This window comes from Nonomuraea sp. NPDC050643 (genome assembly GCF_040654715.1).
Lineage (GTDB): Bacteria > Actinomycetota > Actinomycetes > Streptosporangiales > Streptosporangiaceae > Nonomuraea.
The window spans coordinates 1-16,298 of the sequence record NZ_JBFAIM010000097.1 but is presented as its reverse complement, the minus strand read 5'-3'; the positions used below and the strand labels follow the sequence as shown (position 1 = coordinate 16,298).

Genomic DNA, 16,298 nt, shown 5'->3' with positions numbered 1-16,298 from the left:
TCAAGTGTATGTCATACACTCGGTGTATGACATACACAGCCATGGTCATCGGCGGCGGCATCGCCGGGACGCTCTCCGCCATCGCCCTGCGCAAGGCCGGCATGGACGCGGTGATCTACGAGGCGTACGACAAGTCCGCCGACCACGCCGGAGCCTTCCTGACCCTCGCCGTCAACGCGCTCGACGCCTTACGCACGCTCGACATCGACCTCGGCGACCTGGGCTTCGACACCCCGTCGATCATCCTGAGCAACGGTTCGGGCAGTGAGCTGGGCCGGTTGTCCTACGGCAGCGCCCTGGACGACGGCACGACCGCGCGTACCGTCAAGCGGGCCGACCTCTACCGCGTGCTGCGCGAGCACGCCCTGAGCCGCGGCCTGCGCATCGAGTACGGCAAACGCCTCACCGACGCCACCCCGACCGGCCACGGCGTACGGGCGCGCTTCGCCGACGGCGGCACGGCCGACGGCGACCTGCTGATCGGCGCCGACGGCCTGCGCTCACGCACCCGTCACGTCATCGACCCCGAGGCCCCGCCCGCCCGCTACACCGGCCTGCTCACCCTCGGCGGCTACGCGCGCGGCGTGACCACCGGCAGCGCGCCCGGCGTCATGAACGCCGTCTTCGGCAAGCGGTGCTTCTTCTCCCACACCACCCACCCCGGCGGCGAGGTGTGGTGGGCGGCCAACCCCGCGCAGTCCACCGAACTGGCCGAGATCAGCACGCACGAGTGGCGGGCCCGCCTCGTCGAGCTGTTCCGCCGCGACCAGGGCCCCGCCGTCGACATCATCGGCGCCACCGCCACCTTCCTGCCCGGCTGGAACACCTACGACCTGCCCCGCGTGCCGCGCTGGCACCGCGACCGGATGATCATCATCGGGGACGCGGCCCACGCCACCGCCCCGTCCATCGGGCAGGGCGCCGCCATGGCCATCGAGGACACGGTGGTGCTGGCCACCTGCCTGCGCGACCAGCCCGGCGTGGAGGCCGCGTTCGCCGCCTACGAGCGCGCGCGCCGCCCCCGCGTCGAGAAGGTCGTCGCCCAGGGCAACCGCACCGGGGCGTGGAAGGCGCTCAATCCCCTGGCCCGCGTGCCGCGCGACCTCATCATGCGCCTGGCGATGTCGCACATGGCCAGGACCGGCCACGACCCCAGCCAGTGGATCTACGACCACCACATCGACTGGGAGCCCGTCGCGTCCTGATATGATCCCTTTCGTCACTTGAGCCTTCCCGGCCCGGATCCCCATCCGCCAGGAAGGCTTTTTTCATGCCCGAAAACGCCTTCCGAAGGAGCTCCATGACCTCGCACACCAGCCCGGCGGCCGCCGCGGGCACCTGGGCACTCGGCGACCTGACGGTCAACCGCGTCGGCCTGGGCGCGATGCGGCTCACCGGCAGCGCCGCCTTCGACCTCGGCGTCCCGAGCGACCGGGAGCGGTCGATCACCGTGCTGCGGCGCGCCGTCGAGCTGGGCGTCGACCACATCGACACCGCGGCCTTCTACTTCTCGGCGCTGCGCTCGGCGAACGAGCTCATCAACCGGGCGCTGGCGCCGTACCCGGACGACCTGGTCATCGCGACCAAGGTCTGGGCCGCCCGCGACCCCTCGGGGCAGTGGTGGTGGGCCACGCCGGAGCAGTTGCGCGGCCAGGTCGAGGAGAACCTGCGCCAGCTCGGCCGCGACCACCTGGACGTCGTCAACCTGCGCATCCCCCCGAGCCGCCGGGACGGCTCGATCGCCGAGCACTTCGGCGCCCTGGCCGACCTGCGCGAGGCCGGCCTCGTCCGCCACCTCGGCCTGTCCAACGCCACCACCGCGCACCTGGCCGAGGCGCAGGCCATCGCGCCGGTGGTGTGCGTGCAGAACCCCTTCGGCGTCGGCGCCTCGGCCGGCCAGCGGCAGGTCCTGCGGGTGTGCGGTGAGCAGGGCATCGCGTTCGTGCCGTTCTTCGCGATCGCCGGCGCCGGGCGCGAGGCGGGCCCGAGCGGCGCCGACGGCCAGGCCGTGCTCGACGTCGCCCGCGCCCACGGCGCCTCCCCCGCGCAGGTACGGGTGGCCTGGACCCTCCACCAGGGCCCGCACGTGCTGGCCATCCCCGGCACCGGCGACCCCGAGCACCTGGCCGCCAACGTGGCCGCCGCCGCGCTGCGGCTCACGGACGACGACCTGGCCCGGCTGGCCCTCATGTGAGCCAGGCGCGCCGGAACCGGTACGGCTAGGGCTCGGCCGGCGCGAGCCGGGAGGTCACGGCGGCCACCCGTTCGGGGACCGGCGCGGCGGGGACGTCGATGAGCCGGAACCCGAACTCCTGGTAGGTCCGCTCGTGGAGGCGTTCGAACTCCAGTGAGTCCTCGAAGCTGATCCGCCGCGCCTCGGTCGGTTCGCAGAAGCCGAGATTGCGGACGAAGAACACGTCCCGGTCGTACACCTCGTCCCGGGTGATCCGCTCGATCTCGGCGGACAGCGCCGGCGGGACCGGGTGCCCGAGCCAGGTGCTCAGCACGTGGGCGCAGACGGGCGAGCGGTCGAAGAACTGGGCGGGCGGCCCGGCGGTGACCGGCTGGAGCTGCCGCCGGCGTTGCAGGGCCACGATCTTGTCGATGAAGGACGGCCGGGTCCACGGCTCGTCCACGCCCCGTGCCTGCTCGACCGCGATGACCTCCGTGGCGGCCTCGTCGACCGTGGCATAGCCGAGGGCCGCCAGCCGCCGCAGGATCGTGGTCTTGCCGGAGCCCGGCGTACCGGTGAGGATGTATCGCTTCATGACCTTCCCATCTGGGCTTGTGCCGTTTCTGGAGGTTCTCTGTACGTGCACGTCCCAATCTTGATCCCGTGAGTGAACACACGAACGGACGTCGCCGTACCGCCGCGCTGGTGGCCGGCGCGCTCATCCCCCTGTCCTTGGTCGTGGCCGGACCGGCCGCGGCCGTGACCGCCGGCCCCATGGCCGACGCGTTCGCCGGCGCCGCCACCACCTACGAGGTCCCGCGCGACCTGCTGGTGTCGCTCGCGTACGCCGAGACCCATCTCGACGGCCACCGTGGCGAGCCCAGCGCCAGCGGCGGCTACGGCGTGATGCACCTGGTCTCCTCCAAGTCGCTCGAGCGCGCCGCCACGCTGACCGGCAAGGCGGCCTCGGCGCTGAAGACGAACGACGCGGCCAACATCGCGGGCGGCGCCGCCGTGCTGCGGGCGTACGCCGACCAGCTCGGCCTGGACGCCGCGGCCCGCAAGGAACCCGGCAAGTGGTATCAGGCCGTCGCCAAGTACGGCGGCGCCTCCTCCCCCGACGTGGCCCGCCTGTACGCCGACACCGTGTACGAGCAGCTCGCCAAGGGTATCCAGGCCCCGACGCCGGGCGGCGAGACCGTCACCGTCAAGGCCCGCACCGTCACTCCCGACCGCGGCTCGTACGCCAAGGCGAAGGACCTCGACAACCCCAGCACGTTCGCGGCCTCGACCGACTACCCGGGGGCCGCCTGGGTGGCGGCGCACAGCTCGAACTACGCGGTCTCCAACCGCCCGACGAGCGACGCGATCGACCGGATCGTCATCCACGTCGCCCAGGGCACCTACGCCGGGACGATCGACTGGTTCCAGACCGGCCCCCGCCCGAACCCCACCTCCGCACACTACGTCGTCCGCTCCTCCGACGGCGCCGTGACGCAGATGGTCAGGGAGAAGAACCGGGCCTTCCACGCGGGCTCGTACAACCGGCGCTCGGTGGGCATCGAGCACGAGGGCTATGTCAACAACGCGTCCTGGTTCACCGACGCCATGTACCGCTCCTCGGCCGCGCTGACCCGTAACATCGCCGACCGGTACGGCATCCCCAAGGACCGCACCCACATCGTCGGCCACAACCAGGTCCCCGGCGCCACCCACACCGACCCGGGCGGCCACTGGGACTGGAACCGCTACATGCAGTTCGTCACCGGCGGTGGCGGCAACACCAACCCCCACACCCCCGAGTCCGTCTGCGGCACCGGCTACAAGGTGATCGACCAGGCGGCCCTGGGCACGGCGGGCACGGTCTTCCTGCTCTACAACGCCGACAACGGCAACAACTGCGTGACCACGATCAAGAAGACCTCGATCGGCACGGCCAGCGCCGTCAGCGCCTACCTGGAGGTCGAGGGCCAGACCCGCGCCACCGACAGCGGCAACTTCGCGTACTTCGCGGGGCCGGTGCGGGCCAGCGCGGCGGACAAGTGCGTCAAGTGGGGCGGCAAGGCGGGCGCGTCCGTCTACGACAGCCCTCCGGAGCACTGCGGCTAGCAGCCTCTCCTACCTGAAGGTGGCGTCCGGGCCTCGGTCCGGGCGCCACCTTTCACGTGTGCCGGACGCGGGCCTCGACGCCGTCGAGCACGCGGGCCGGCCTTGATGGGTCGTGGCTCACATGAGCAGGCGTTCGATCGTGATGGGCGTGGAGCGGATGCGCCTGCCGGTGGCGTGGAAGACCGCGTTGGCGATGGCGGCGGCCATCCCGACCAGGCCGATCTCCCCGACGCCCTTCACCCCGATGGGGTTGAACGGATCGGGACCGCCGACGAAGATCACCTCCAGGTCGGGGATGTCGGCGTTCACCGGCACCAGGTAGTCGCCGAACGTGGCGTTGGCCACCCGGCCCGTGTCCGCGTCCGTGACCGTCTCCTCGAACAGCGTCATGCCGATCCCGCCGACGGTCCCGCCGATGATCTGGCTCCTGGCCAGCTTCTCGTTCAGGATCCGGCCGCCGTCGATCGCCGAGACGACCCGGGTCACCCGCAGCCGTCCCAGCTCGGGATCCACCCGTACCTCCACGAACCGGGCCCCGAACGGCCCCGCGGGCGCCATCCCGGCCTCCTGGGGCTGACGCGGCGTGCTCTCACCGTGGGCGCTCAGCTCGGCCAGGCCGCGCGCGGCCAGCAGCGCGGTGTACGACTCGCCCCGCTCCGGCTCGCCGCGCCGGTGGATGCGCCCGCCGGCGACGGTGACGTCGTCGAGGGCGCAGCCGGCCAGCGGCGAGCCGGGGTCGGCGGTCGCCGCGTCGAGGAAGGCCTGGATCAGATTGCGGCAGGCCGCGTACACCGCGCTGCCGGCGGCGGCCGTCAGGCCCGACCCGCCCGCGTGCACGCCCGGCGGCAGGGCGGTGTCGCCGAGGGCGAAGGTGACCTGGTCCCGTTCGAGGCCGAGAAGCTCGGCGGAGAGCTGGGTCATGACCGTGTACGTGCCGGTGCCGATGTCAGTGACGGCGCTGCCCACGTACGCCGTGCCGTCGGCCCGCAGGGTGGCCATCGCCTGGCAGGGCGCCTGGTACCAGAAGTAGCTGATCCCGGCCATGCCGTAGCCGACGTACTCGTCTCCGTCGAGGGTCGAGCGCGGCTGGGACGGGCGTCGTGACCAGCCGAAACGTTCGGCGCCCGCCTCGTAGCACTCGCGCAGCGCCTTGCTGGAGTAGGGCAGGCCGTGCTGCGGGTGGGTCTCGGCGTAGTTGCGCAGGCGCAGCACCAGCGGGTCGAGGCCGAGCTCGTGGGCCAGCTCGTCCATGGCGGACTCGAGGGCGAAGTTGCCCTGCGCCTCGCCGGGGGCGCGCATGGAGCTGGTCCACGGGATGTTCAGGCGTACGAGCTGGTCGCTGGTGGCGACGTTCGGGCAGGCGTACGCGCCGGTCGAGACGGACGAGCAGGGTTCGATGTTGTCGCCCTCGATCGACAGCGTCGAGACGCTCTCGTGCTCGATCGCGGTCAGCCGGCCGTCGCGCGCGGCGCCGAGCCTGACGCGCTGCGTCGTGGCGGTGCGGTGGCCGACGCCGGTGAACATCTCCGGGCGGGTCAGCACGAGCTTGACCGGCCGCCCGGCCTCGCGCGCCGCGAGCGCGGCCAGCGCCACGTGCGGCCAGACGCGCAGCCCGGTCCCGAACCCGCCCCCGACGTACGGCACCAGCACCCGCACCCCGGCCTCGGGCACCCCGAACATCCGGGCCAGCGTGGCCCGCACGTGGACGGGCCACTGGGTCGAGTCGTGCACGGTCAGGGCGTCGCCCTCCCATGCGGCCACCGTGCCGAACGGGCCGAGCGGGTTGTTGGTGTTCTCCGCGGTCGTGTACGCGGCGTCGACCATGACCTCGGCGTCGTTGAGCGCGGCCCGCACGTCACCCCAGGAGGCGTCCATGCCCCAGGGGTTGACCAGCCGCTCGGCCCGCGGGTCGTCCATCCGCAGGCGCGGCTCCACCGCCTCGTAGCCGGCCTCGACCCGCCGGGCCGCGGCGCTCGCCTGCTCGGGGGTCTCGGCGACCACGACGGCGACGTACTGGCCGTGGTACACGATCCGGTCGTCCTGGAGGGGCGGCGGCGGGGTGCCGAGGAAGGACTGCGGCCCCGGCTCCAGCTTGGGCGCGTTGAGGTGGGTGAGCACCGCCAGCACGCCCGGCGAGTCCTCGGCCGCGCGCGTGTCGAGGCGGGCGATGCGCCCGGCGGCGATCGTGGAGCGCACGACCGCGGCGTACGCCAGGCCGGGCACGTCGACGTCGTTCGGGTACGTCGCGGCGCCCCTCACCTTCAGCGGCCCGTCCACCCGGTCCACACTCGTGTTCATGACGCCTCCGCAACGGTGCGCAGGGCCCGGACCAGCGTGCGTTTCGCCAGTTCCACCTTGAACGCGGTGCCGGGCACGGTGAACGGGTCGCGCACGCTCGCCTCGGCGGCGGCCAGGAACGCCGGGGCCGCGGCCGGCGCCCCGCGCAGGACGTCCTCGGCCTCCCGTGCCCGCCACGGCACGGTGCCGACGCCGCCGAGCGCCACCCGGGCCTCGCGGATCACGCCGTCGTCCAGGATCAGGGCCACCGCGGCGGAGGCGAGCGCGAACTCGTAAGAGGCGCGGTCGCGGACCTTCAGGTAGCCGGAGCGGGTGCCCTCGGGCGGCAGCGGGATGTCCACGGCGGTGATCAGCTCCCCGTGGGCGAGCACGTTCTCCCGGTCGGGGGTGTCGCCCGGGAGCAGGTAGAAGCCGGTCAGCGGGATCGAGCGCGTGCCGTCGCGGCTCTGGACGTGGACGACGGCGTCGAGCGCGACCAGCGCCACGGCCAGGTCGGAGGCGTGCAGCGCGATGCAGGCGCGCCCCGCGCCGAGGACGGCGTGCATGCGGGCGGCGCCGGTGACGGCGGCGCAGCCGGTGCCGGGGCTGCGCTTGTTGCACGCGGGCACGGTCGGGTCGCGGAAGTAGCGGCAGCGGGTGCGCTGCAGCAGGTTGCCGCCGATGGTGGCCATGTTGCGGAGCTGCACCGACGCGCCCAGCAGCAGTGCCTGGCGGACGAGCGGCAGGCGGCCGGCCACGGTCGGGTCGGCGGCCAGCTCCTCCATCGTGGTCAGCGCGCCGACGCGGAGCGTGCCGCCCTCGCGGGCGACCCCGCGCATGGGCAGCCGGGTGATGTCGACGAGGCGTTCGGGCCCGAGCACGCCGTCCTTCATCAGGTCGAGCTGGGTGGTGCCGCCCGCCAGGTAGGAGGCGGCCGGGTCGGCCGTGACCGTGGCGACGGCCTGGCCGATCTCGTCGGCCCTGACGTACTCGAACTCACGCATCGCCGTCTCCCGCCAGCTCGCGGATGGCCGCGACGATGTTCGGGTAGGCCCCGCAGCGGCACAGGTTGCCGCTCATGAACTCCCTGATGTCGGCGTCCGACCCCGCGCGTCCCTCGGTCAGCAGGCACACCGCGGACATCACCTGGCCGGGCGTGCAGTAGCCGCACTGGAAGGCGTCGTGCCGCACGAACGCCTCCTGCACCGGGTGCAGGGCGCCGTCGGCGCTCAGCCCTTCGATGGTGGTGATCTCGCGGCCTTCGCACTGCGCGGCGAGCGTCAAGCAGGACAGGACGCGCCGCCCGTCGGCCATCACCGTGCAGGCGCCGCACGCGCCCTGGTCACAGCCCTTCTTGGTGCCGGTCAGCCCGAGCCGGTCGCGCAGCGCGTCCAGCAGGGTGACGCGGGCGTCCAGGTCGAGTTCACGTTTCTCGCCGTTGATCGTCAACGTCACCGTGAGGTGCGGCCGATTGTCTGGTGTCCGAGTCATGCTCCCTCGATCCCGACGGCGGTGCCGTGTCTTGCGGGGGGAGATCCACTTCCGGTGTCCGAATTTTCATCGTACGCGCCCGACCAGGACCGGCAAAATCTCCCCCGGCGGCCTCGGATACGCTCCTGAGCGTCCGCTTTGGGAGGTAATGGGGTTGTCGGGGGTTGTGGCGGCGTTCGCCGCTCTGGTGTCGGTCGCCGTGCTGGGATACATCATCGGCGTGACGGGCCTGCTCCGGGCCAGTGACGAGCTGGTGCTGTCGCGGCTGGCGTTCTTCGTGGCGACGCCCGCGCTGATGTTCGCCACGGTGTCGAAGGCCGACCTGGGGGCGCTGTTCTCGCCGGTGCTGCTGACGGAGATCGTCGCGGTGGCGTTCACTCAACTGGTGTTCGTGCTGGTGGCGAAGCTTGCGTGGCGGCGTACCGCGCGGGAGGCCACGATCGGCGCGCTGGCCTCGTCGTACGTCAACGCCGGCAACCTGGGCGTGCCCATCTCCCTGTACGTCCTCGGCGACGCAGCCCTCGTGGCCCCCGTGCTGCTCTTCCAGCTCCTGGTGCTGACCCCCGTCGCCTTCCTCATCCTCGACAAGGGCTCGCGGTCGCCGCGGACGGCGCTGCTGCTCCCCTTCCGCAACCCGCTGACGGTCGCCTCCCTGCTCGGGCTCGCCCTCGCGCTCAGCGGCCTCTCGCTGCCGGTCACGGTGATGCGCCCGATCGACCTGCTCGGCGGCGCGGCCGTGCCCGTCGCGCTGCTGGCCTACGGCCTGAGCCTGTACGGCTCCCGCCGCGCCCCCACCGCCCCCGAGGAGGACGGCGTCGGCAAGGACATCGCCCTGGCCGTGACGCTCAAGGCGTTCGCCCAGCCCGCCGTCGGGTACGTCACCGCCCGCTACCTCCTCGGCCTCGACGGCACCCAGCTCCTGGCCGCCACCCTGTTCGCGGCCCTGCCCACGGCCCAGAACATCTACGTGTACGCGGTCACGTACGACACCGGCCGACGCCTGGCCCGCGGCACGATCCTGCTGACGACGGGCCTGTCGATCCCGATCATGACCGCGATCGGCGCCGTCCTGGGCTGAGCCCGGAAAAGTTCTTCGAAGCGGGTGTCGATCCGGGGTCAAGGCGTTCGACGCGTTGGGGAGTACACGCGAACGGACCCCCTCGGAGGGACACACCATGCAGAAGATCACCACGTACCTGTGGTTCGACAACCAGGCCGAGGAGGCCGCCACCTTCTACACCTCGCTGTTCGCCGACTCGCGCATCCTCGACGTGCGGCGCTACGGCGACGCGGGCCCCGGCCCGGCCGGGACGGCCATGATGGTCTCGTTCGAGCTGGCCGGCCAGCGGTTCCTGGCGCTGAACGGCGGCCCGGAGTTCACCTTCACCGAGGCCATCTCCCTCTATGTCGACTGTGAGTCGCAGGCGGAGGTGGACGAGCTGTGGGCCAAGCTCACCGAGGGCGGCCAGGAGTCGCAGTGCGGCTGGCTGAAGGACCGCTGGGGCCTGTCGTGGCAGATCATCCCCCGGCGCATGCACGAGCTGCTGAGCGACCCCGACCCGGCCGCGGCGCAGCAGGCCATGAAGGCGATGCTGGGGATGCGGAAGATCGACGTCAGGGCCCTCGAAGAGGCCGCCGGCCGCTGACCCGCACGGCCACCGGCCCACCGGGTGCTCACCCGGCGGGCCGGCGGCGTGGCGGCCGGGGTGCTGGGAATGCTCACCGGCAGCCACCGTGTCCACTTCTTCACCACCCAGAGCAACCTCATCGTGCTGGGCTACTACGCCGGTGTCCTGTACTGGATGGTGCGGCGCCGCACCGTGGACCCGGCGGCTCCCCGGCTGCGCGGCGCGGTCACGCTCTGGATCATGATCACGTGCCTGGTCTCGCACTTCGTGACCAACGACGGCGAGAACCCGCTGCCGGGCCTCGTCCACGGCGACCCCGAGACCCTGCTCGCCCACCGGTCGATCTTCCTGCTGCACTACGTGGTGCCGCTGATGGCCCTGTTCGACTGGGTGGCGTTCGGGCCGCACCGCGTGGTGCCCTGGCGGGACCTGCCGCTGTGGCTGCTGTTCCCGCTGGGGTACGGCGTGACGTCGGTGCTGCGCGCGGTGTGGTTCCCGACGGTGCCGAACCGGTATCCGTACTTCTTCCTGGACCCGTCCGAGCACGGCTACGGCTGGGTGCTGCTGTGGCAGGCCGTGCTCGGAGCGGGCTTCCTGGTGCTCGGCGCGGCCCTGCTCGGGCTGGACCGCCTGGCGTCACCACGCGGCGCCCCCACGGCACCCGTCCCCGAGGAGGAGCCCGTTCGGATCAGCGGGGGGTGATCAATCCTCTCTGGTAGGCGCGGACGAGCGGGCGGGGCACGAGCAGCTCCCGCCCGTCCACCACGATCGGGACCAGGTCGGGGGCCGTCGCCCGCCACCGGCTGCGGCGGTGCCGGGTGTCGGCGCGGGAGGTCCTGCGCTTGGGGACGGCCACCGCTACCAGCTCGCCTTCGACACGCCGGGCAGCTCTCCCCGGTGCGCCATCGCACGGAAACGCACCCGCGAGCTCAGGTGCCGTACATCAGCCCGGACACGCCCGTCTTCCGGCGGCTGCGCGACGACGGCCTGCTCGTACGCGACGCGCGCGGCAAGGTCGCCATCGGCGAATGGTGGAACGGCTACGGCGCCGCCCTCGACCTCCTCGACCCGCGCGCCCTGCGCTGGTTGTCGGGCGAGCTGACGCGGCTGCGCCAGGAGATCGGCGTGGACGGGTTCGAGTTCGACGGCGGCGAGGCGCCCTTCTACGCGGCGCTCGGCTGCCCGGATCCGCAGGCGTACACGGTGGCCTGGAACCGTTTCGGCGCCGGCTACCGGCTGAACGAGTTCCGCGACGCCTGGCTGGCCGCCGGCCTGCCGCCGGCCCAGCGGCAGCGCGACAAGCACCACGCCTGGGCCGGCCCCGACGGGCTGAGCAGCCTCATCCCGAGCGCTGGCCCGGGAGTCGGCCCGTACCGGTGATCCGATCATGCGGCCGCTGGAGTTCGACCATCCGGGGCGCGGCTACGCGACGGTCACCGACCAGTTCCTGCTGGGGCCGGATCTCCTGGTGGCGCCGGTGCTGGACAAGGACGCCACGGTTCGCGAGGTGGTCGTGCCGCCCGGCACGTGGCGGGCCGACGACGGCGTGGCCGTGGCCGGTCCCGCGGTCGTCACGGTGGACGCGCCGCTGTCGCGGCTGCCGTGGTTCAGGCGGGTGGATCGAGGCCGTCCCCGCGCATCGGCGGCCGGATTCCGGACGATGGATGGGGCTTGATCGGCGGCCGGGCTACTGTGGGCGGCATGGCCGGGTCATGCGGGGCGTCGCGGTGGTGAGCCCAGAAGTGGGCGCGGTCGACGGGGCGCGGCGGGATCCGGCCTGGCCGGTGCTGCCCTACCTGTTCATTCTGCTGCCCGCGCTCTACGCCCTGCTGCAGGGGCGGGTCGTGGCGGCCGGGCCGGCGGTGCTCGCGGCGGCGTGGCACTGGTTCATGACGGGCTCGCGGTTCGCCCGGATCCGGCGGGCCGAGCAAATGGAGCGGATCGAGCGGCCCTGGGCGCTGGTCGCGTACTTCGTGGTGCTGTTGTCGCTCGTCGCGGTGCTGATCAGGATCGACGCGGTGTTCAGCGTGACGGCGCTGGGGGCCTTCATCCAGTCGTTCGAGCTGCTGCCGGGGCGGTGGGCGTACGCGGGGGTGGCGGCGACGGCGGGGGTGCTGGTCGTGGCCCGGCCGCCGGACGGGCGCGGGCCCGGCGAGATGATCCTCTCCGTGCTGATCGGGGTGCTGGTCGCCGCCACGGTCGGGGTGTTCATCAGGACGATCTCCCGCCAGAACGCCCAGCGCAAGGTGATGATCGCGCAGCTCGAGGCGAACGCCGCCAAGCTGACCGCCCTCGCGCAGGAGAACGCCGATCTGCAGGCCAGGCTGCTGGGGCGGGCGCGGGAGGCTGGGGTGCTGGCGGAGCGGCAGCGGATGGCCAGGGAGATCCACGACACCCTCGCCCAGGGGCTGACGGCCATCATCACGCAGCTCGAAGCCGCCGAGTCCGGGGTGCAGGCGGACGCGGCGCGCACGCGGCTGGTGGCGGCGCGGGACACCGCCAAGGAGAGCCTGGCCGAGGCGCGGCGGTCGGTGCAGGCGCTACGGCCGGCGGCGCTGCAGGAGGCGCAGCTCGGTACGGCGCTGCGCGACATCGCCGCCGCCTGGTCGGATCGCAACGGCGTGCCCGTGTTCGTCTCGGTCACCGGGGAGCCGCGGCCGTTGCACGCCGAGGTGGAGGACACGGTGCTGCGCGTGGCCCAGGAGGCGCTGGCCAACGTCGCCAAGCACGCCGGCGCGGGGCGGGCCGGGCTGACCCTGTCGTACATGGAGGACGTGGTGGCCTTGGACGTGCGCGACGACGGCGCCGGCTTCACGCCCGGCGGCTCGGGTGGGTTCGGGCTCGTCGCGATGCGCCAGCGCGTCACCCGGCTGGCCGGCCGGTTCGCCGTCGAATCGGCTCCCGGCCAGGGAACGGGCATCTCGGCGACCCTCCCGGCCCTGCCCGCCGAGTCCGGCTCGGGAACGGAGGATCCGACACGTGTGGAGTGAAGGCGTGCCCGTTCGTCTGATCATCGTCGACGACCATCCCGTCGTACGTGACGGCCTGCGCGGGATCTTCTCCTCCGACGGCGAGTTCGAGGTCGTCGGCGAGGCGGCCGACGGGGCGGAGGCGCTGGCCGTCGCCCTGCGGACCGGCCCCGACATCGTGCTCATGGACCTGCGCATGCCGGGGATGAGCGGCCCGGAGGTCATCAGGGCGCTGCGCGAGCAGACGCCCGGCCTGCCCGTGCTGGTGCTGACCACGTTCGACGACGACGCCGACGTGCTGCCCGCGATCGCCGAGGGCGCCACCGGCTACCTCCTCAAGGACACGCCGCGCGCCGACCTGCGCCGGGCCGCGCGGGCGGCGGCCCGTGGCGAGACCGTGCTGTCGCCTTCCGTGGCCGGGGTGCTGGCGCGGGGCGCGCGGGAGGCCGGGCGGCGGCCGTCGCCGCTCAGCCCCCGGGAGACGGAGGTGCTCGGGCTGATCGCCCGGGGCTCGACGAACCGCGAGGTCGCGGCCCGGCTGTTCATCACCGAGGCGACGGTGAAGACGCACCTGCTGCACATCTTCGCCAAGCTCGAGGTCAAGGACCGGGCGGCGGCCGTGGCGGCGGCGTACGAGAGCGGCCTGCTCGGAGAGCGCAGGGAGCCGTAATATCGTTAAGGGATGGCCCCTTCGTGGAGTGATGAGGCGATCTGGTGGCAGGTCTACCCGCTGGGCTTCACCGGGGCACCCGCGGCGTCCGGTGACGGCCCCGTGCGCCACCGGTTGCGCCGCCTCGAGCCGTGGCTCGACCACGCGGCCGAGCTGGGCTGCACCGGCCTGCTGCTGGGCCCGATCTTCGCCTCCGAGACGCACGGCTATGACACCGTCGACCACTTCGCCATCGACCCGCGCCTCGGCGACGACGCCGACTTCGACGCGCTGGTGCGGCAGGCGGGCGAGCGCGGGCTGCGGATCCTGCTCGACGGCGTGTTCAACCACGTCGGCCGCTCGTTCGTCGGGGATCCCGGCTGGCTCAGGCGCGGGCCGGTCGGCGACGTCGACACCTTCGAGGGCCACGACCGGCTGGTGGCGCTCGACCACGCGCAGGAGGGCGTGCGGCGGCACGTCGCCGGGGTGCTCGGCCACTGGCTGGACCGGGGCGCGGCGGGCTGGCGGCTGGACGCCGCGTACGCCGTGCCGGCCGGGTTCTGGAGCGCCGTGCTGCCCGGCGTGCGCGCCCGGCATCCGCGGGCGTGGTTCGTCGGCGAGGTCATCCACGGCGACTACGCCGGCTACGTGGCCCGCTCGGGGCTCGACTCCGTCACCCAGTACGAGCTGTGGAAGGCCATCTGGAGCTCACTCAACGACCGCAACCTGTACGAGCTGGCCCACGCGCTGACCCGGCACGACGCCCTGCTGGAGACGTTCGCCCCGCTGACCTTCACCGGCAACCACGACGTCACCCGCCTGGCCACCCGCCTGGACGACCCGCGCCACCTGGGGCACGCGCTGGCCGTGCTGTTCACCGTCGGCGGCGTGCCGAGCGTCTACTACGGCGACGAGCTGGGCCATCAGGGCCTGAAGGAGGAGCGGGAGGGCGGCGACGACGCCATCAGGCCGGCCTTCCCCGCCACGCCGGCGGAGCTGCCCGCGGCGGGGCGGGAGGTGTTCGAGCTGCACCGGCGGCTGATCGCGCTGCGGCGGCGGCACCCGTGGCTGGCCAGGGCCCGCACGAGCGTGACGCACCTGGACAATCGCACGGCCGTGCTGCGTACCGGCGGGCCGGGCCGGGCGCTGCTCACCCTGCTCAACCTGGAGGACCGGCCCCACCTCTTCCCGCTCGGCACCGGTGAGTGCGCCGTGGCCGAGGCGGGCGACGGCGGTGAGGGGGATCCGGCGCTGGTCCCGGCCCACGGGTGGCGGGTGCTCGTCGACAAGTCCGGCTGAGGGCTACTTCCGCCGCCGTACACGGGCGCGCCTCTACGGCGGCGGAAGTAACGCGCACTGTCTCCGGCCGTACGACGACACACCCCGCCCCCTGCGGCGACGATCGAGCCTGTCGAACTCTCCTGGAGGCATCGTTCATGTCGTCGCTGATCCGTCACATCACCCCCGTCGCCCCGCAGCGCGCCCGCGGGCTGCTCGCCGAGGTGTACACGCAGGTCAACACCGAGTTCAGCAGCATCGGCCCGGCGGTGATGATGATGTCGCCCGCGCCGGAGCTGATGGCGGCCGGGTGGTCGCTGATGCGCGAGGCGCAGCTCGCCGGGCAGGTGCCGCCGCTGGACAAGGCCGTGGTGGCGCTGGGGGTGGCCCAGGCCAACGGGCTGGAGTACGACGTCCAGGCGTTCCTGGCGGTGCTGCGACTGCTGGGTGAGCCGGACCTCGCCGATGCGATCGAGCGCTGGGACCGGCCGGCCGACGACCGGCTGGCGGCGCTGCTGAGCTGGGCGTTCTCCACGGGGTCGGTGGGCGGGGAGCCGGCGCCGTTCCCGTCCGAGGTGGCCGCCGAATTTCTCGGCACGGTGCTGTTCACGCATTTCGTCAACCGGGTGGCGGCCGCCATGCTGCCCGCCGGGCTGACGCCGGGCAGCATGGACCCGGCCGACGAGCCGCCGTTCGAGGGCGCCCCGGTCCTGCGGGAGCTGCGCCGGGACCTGCGGCCGGGGGCCACGCTGCCCCTGCTGGACGGCCTGCCGTCCGGGGAGGCGCCGAAGTGGGCGGCCGGGGTGCCGATCGGCACCGCGTACGCCGCCCTCGCCGCCACCGCCGCCCAGGGCTCCGGCCTGCTCTCCCCGCAGGCTGCGGCCGTGTCGAGCGCGGTGATCGCCGCCCACCGGGGCCGCCGCCCGACGGCGGGCGACTGGCTGGAGGAGCCGCTGGCGGGGCTGCCGGAGCAGGAGCGCGCGGGGGCGCGGGTGGCGGTGCTGGCGGGCCTGGCGCCGGAGGCCGTCACCGACGAACTGGTCGCCGCCTGGCGCGCCACCGACCGCCGCTTCAGCGACCACTGCACGGTGTACCTGCTGGCGTACGGCGCCATGGCGGCCGTCACGCACATCGCGTCCGACATCGCCTGACTTGAGGTCAAGCGGACTTGAGGTTCTAGCGTGGCCCGCGTACCCGTTCGCCCAGGTGACCACGGAGGCTCGCGATGCGGCTGACCACGAACATGCCCACGGACCCGGGAGGTCTGCCCGACCTCGCGTCGGCGCGCCACCTCGAAGGGCTCGGCTATGACGCCGTCGGCATGGCCGACGTCATCATCGGGGACGGCACTCCGGGGCTGGATCCCGCGCTGGTCCTGGCCGCCGCCGCGAGCGCGACGGAGCGGATCGGGCTGGAATTCGGTGTGCTCAGCCTGCCGTTGCGGCCGGTCGCCTGGGTGGCCTCGCAGGTGCAGACCCTGCAGCACCTGTCGGGCGGCCGGGTGGTGCTCGGGGTCGGGATCGGCGGGTTCCCCGGGTCGCCGTTCTGGCGGGCGGTGGGAGCGCCATCGACCGGACGCGGGGCCTGGACGGACGCCGCGCTGCGGGTGCTGCCGGGGCTCATCCGCGGCGAGCCGGCCACGATCGGCTTCGACGGCGAGCAGTGGCCGGACTTCGTCAAGCCGCTGCTGCGCGGGGTGCCGGTCACGGTGGACCTGCGCGAGA

Annotated in this window: 19 protein-coding genes; 13 read left to right on the top strand and 6 right to left on the bottom strand. The window is 73.2% G+C overall.

Going from position 1 to position 16,298, the window contains the following annotated elements:
- Positions 1-26 precede the first annotated feature (26 nt).
- On the top strand, positions 27-1,205 hold the full coding sequence (locus tag AB0I15_RS61360) for an FAD-dependent monooxygenase (RefSeq protein WP_358118675.1): 1,179 nt from the start codon (positions 27-29) through the stop codon (positions 1,203-1,205).
- 95 nt (positions 1,206-1,300) lie between these two features.
- Positions 1,301-2,194 (top strand): aldo/keto reductase, encoded by an 894-nt coding sequence (locus tag AB0I15_RS61355; RefSeq protein ID WP_358118674.1) that lies wholly within the window; start codon positions 1,301-1,303, stop codon positions 2,192-2,194.
- A 25-nt stretch (positions 2,195-2,219) separates the two neighbouring features.
- Here AB0I15_RS61355 and AB0I15_RS61350 read toward each other — a convergent pair whose 3' ends face one another.
- Positions 2,220-2,768: an AAA family ATPase gene (locus AB0I15_RS61350; RefSeq protein WP_358118672.1), complete on the bottom strand. Its 549-nt coding sequence runs from the start codon at positions 2,766-2,768 to the stop codon at positions 2,220-2,222.
- A 68-nt stretch (positions 2,769-2,836) separates the two neighbouring features.
- Here AB0I15_RS61350 and AB0I15_RS61345 point away from each other — a divergent pair, with 68 nt between their 5' ends.
- Positions 2,837-4,282, top strand: coding sequence for a peptidoglycan recognition family protein (locus AB0I15_RS61345; RefSeq protein WP_358118670.1), 1,446 nt, complete (start codon positions 2,837-2,839; stop codon positions 4,280-4,282).
- A gap of 117 nt (positions 4,283-4,399) precedes the next feature.
- Here AB0I15_RS61345 and AB0I15_RS61340 read toward each other — a convergent pair whose 3' ends face one another.
- The 3 genes from AB0I15_RS61340 to AB0I15_RS61330 are packed head-to-tail and all read right to left on the bottom strand — an operon-like array spanning position 4,400 to position 8,050.
- On the bottom strand, positions 4,400-6,580 hold the full coding sequence (locus AB0I15_RS61340) for a xanthine dehydrogenase family protein molybdopterin-binding subunit (protein WP_358118669.1): 2,181 nt from the start codon (positions 6,578-6,580) through the stop codon (positions 4,400-4,402).
- Positions 6,577-7,563: a xanthine dehydrogenase family protein subunit M gene (locus AB0I15_RS61335; RefSeq protein WP_358118667.1), complete on the bottom strand. Its 987-nt coding sequence runs from the start codon at positions 7,561-7,563 to the stop codon at positions 6,577-6,579. The genes AB0I15_RS61340 and AB0I15_RS61335 overlap by 4 nt, the downstream gene beginning before the upstream one ends.
- Positions 7,556-8,050 (bottom strand): (2Fe-2S)-binding protein, encoded by a 495-nt coding sequence (locus AB0I15_RS61330; RefSeq protein WP_358118665.1) that lies wholly within the window; start codon positions 8,048-8,050, stop codon positions 7,556-7,558. Before AB0I15_RS61330 ends, AB0I15_RS61335 begins: the two co-directional genes overlap by 8 nt.
- Positions 8,051-8,204: 154 nt before the next feature.
- On the opposite strand from AB0I15_RS61330, the gene AB0I15_RS61325 reads away from it, so the two are divergent.
- The 3 genes from AB0I15_RS61325 (at position 8,205) to AB0I15_RS61315 (ending at position 10,380) form a co-directional block, all read left to right on the top strand.
- Positions 8,205-9,128, top strand: coding sequence for an AEC family transporter (locus AB0I15_RS61325; RefSeq protein ID WP_358118664.1), 924 nt, complete (start codon positions 8,205-8,207; stop codon positions 9,126-9,128).
- Between the two features lie 97 nt (positions 9,129-9,225).
- Positions 9,226-9,696, top strand: coding sequence for a VOC family protein (locus AB0I15_RS61320; RefSeq protein WP_358118662.1), 471 nt, complete (start codon positions 9,226-9,228; stop codon positions 9,694-9,696).
- Between the two features lie 24 nt (positions 9,697-9,720).
- Positions 9,721-10,380 (top strand): Pr6Pr family membrane protein, encoded by a 660-nt coding sequence (locus AB0I15_RS61315; protein WP_358118660.1) that lies wholly within the window; start codon positions 9,721-9,723, stop codon positions 10,378-10,380.
- Here AB0I15_RS61315 and rpmF read toward each other — a convergent pair.
- Entirely contained in the window at positions 10,367-10,534 is a 168-nt protein-coding gene (gene rpmF, locus AB0I15_RS61310) for a 50S ribosomal protein L32 (protein WP_358118659.1), read from the bottom strand. The genes AB0I15_RS61315 and rpmF overlap by 14 nt on opposite strands.
- Before the next feature lie 2 nt (positions 10,535-10,536).
- The gene (locus tag AB0I15_RS61305; protein WP_358118720.1) at positions 10,537-10,611 is read right to left on the bottom strand and encodes a hypothetical protein; all 75 of its coding nucleotides are present in this window, start codon (positions 10,609-10,611) and stop codon (positions 10,537-10,539) included.
- Here AB0I15_RS61305 and AB0I15_RS61300 point away from each other — a divergent pair, their 5' ends adjacent.
- The 7 genes from AB0I15_RS61300 to AB0I15_RS61270 form a co-directional block, all read left to right on the top strand.
- Complete coding sequence (locus AB0I15_RS61300) at positions 10,612-11,058, top strand: TIM-barrel domain-containing protein (RefSeq protein ID WP_358118657.1); 447 nt, start codon at positions 10,612-10,614, stop codon at positions 11,056-11,058.
- Between the two features lie 7 nt (positions 11,059-11,065).
- Positions 11,066-11,353 (top strand): hypothetical protein, encoded by a 288-nt coding sequence (locus AB0I15_RS61295; RefSeq protein ID WP_358118656.1) that lies wholly within the window; start codon positions 11,066-11,068, stop codon positions 11,351-11,353.
- Positions 11,354-11,390: 37 nt separating this feature from the next.
- Positions 11,391-12,668 (top strand): sensor histidine kinase, encoded by a 1,278-nt coding sequence (locus AB0I15_RS61290; RefSeq protein WP_358118654.1) that lies wholly within the window; start codon positions 11,391-11,393, stop codon positions 12,666-12,668.
- Positions 12,669-12,672: 4 nt separating this feature from the next.
- The gene (locus AB0I15_RS61285; RefSeq protein ID WP_358118653.1) at positions 12,673-13,317 is read left to right on the top strand and encodes a response regulator transcription factor; all 645 of its coding nucleotides are present in this window, start codon (positions 12,673-12,675) and stop codon (positions 13,315-13,317) included.
- Positions 13,318-13,329: 12 nt separating this feature from the next.
- Positions 13,330-14,595 (top strand): alpha-amylase family glycosyl hydrolase, encoded by a 1,266-nt coding sequence (locus AB0I15_RS61280; RefSeq protein ID WP_358118651.1) that lies wholly within the window; start codon positions 13,330-13,332, stop codon positions 14,593-14,595.
- A gap of 137 nt (positions 14,596-14,732) precedes the next feature.
- Positions 14,733-15,725: a DNA-binding protein gene (locus AB0I15_RS61275; protein ID WP_358118650.1), complete on the top strand. Its 993-nt coding sequence runs from the start codon at positions 14,733-14,735 to the stop codon at positions 15,723-15,725.
- Positions 15,726-15,799: 74 nt separating this feature from the next.
- Positions 15,800-16,298 (top strand): LLM class flavin-dependent oxidoreductase (locus AB0I15_RS61270; protein ID WP_358118649.1); only part of this gene is annotated, 499 nt, incomplete at its 3' end.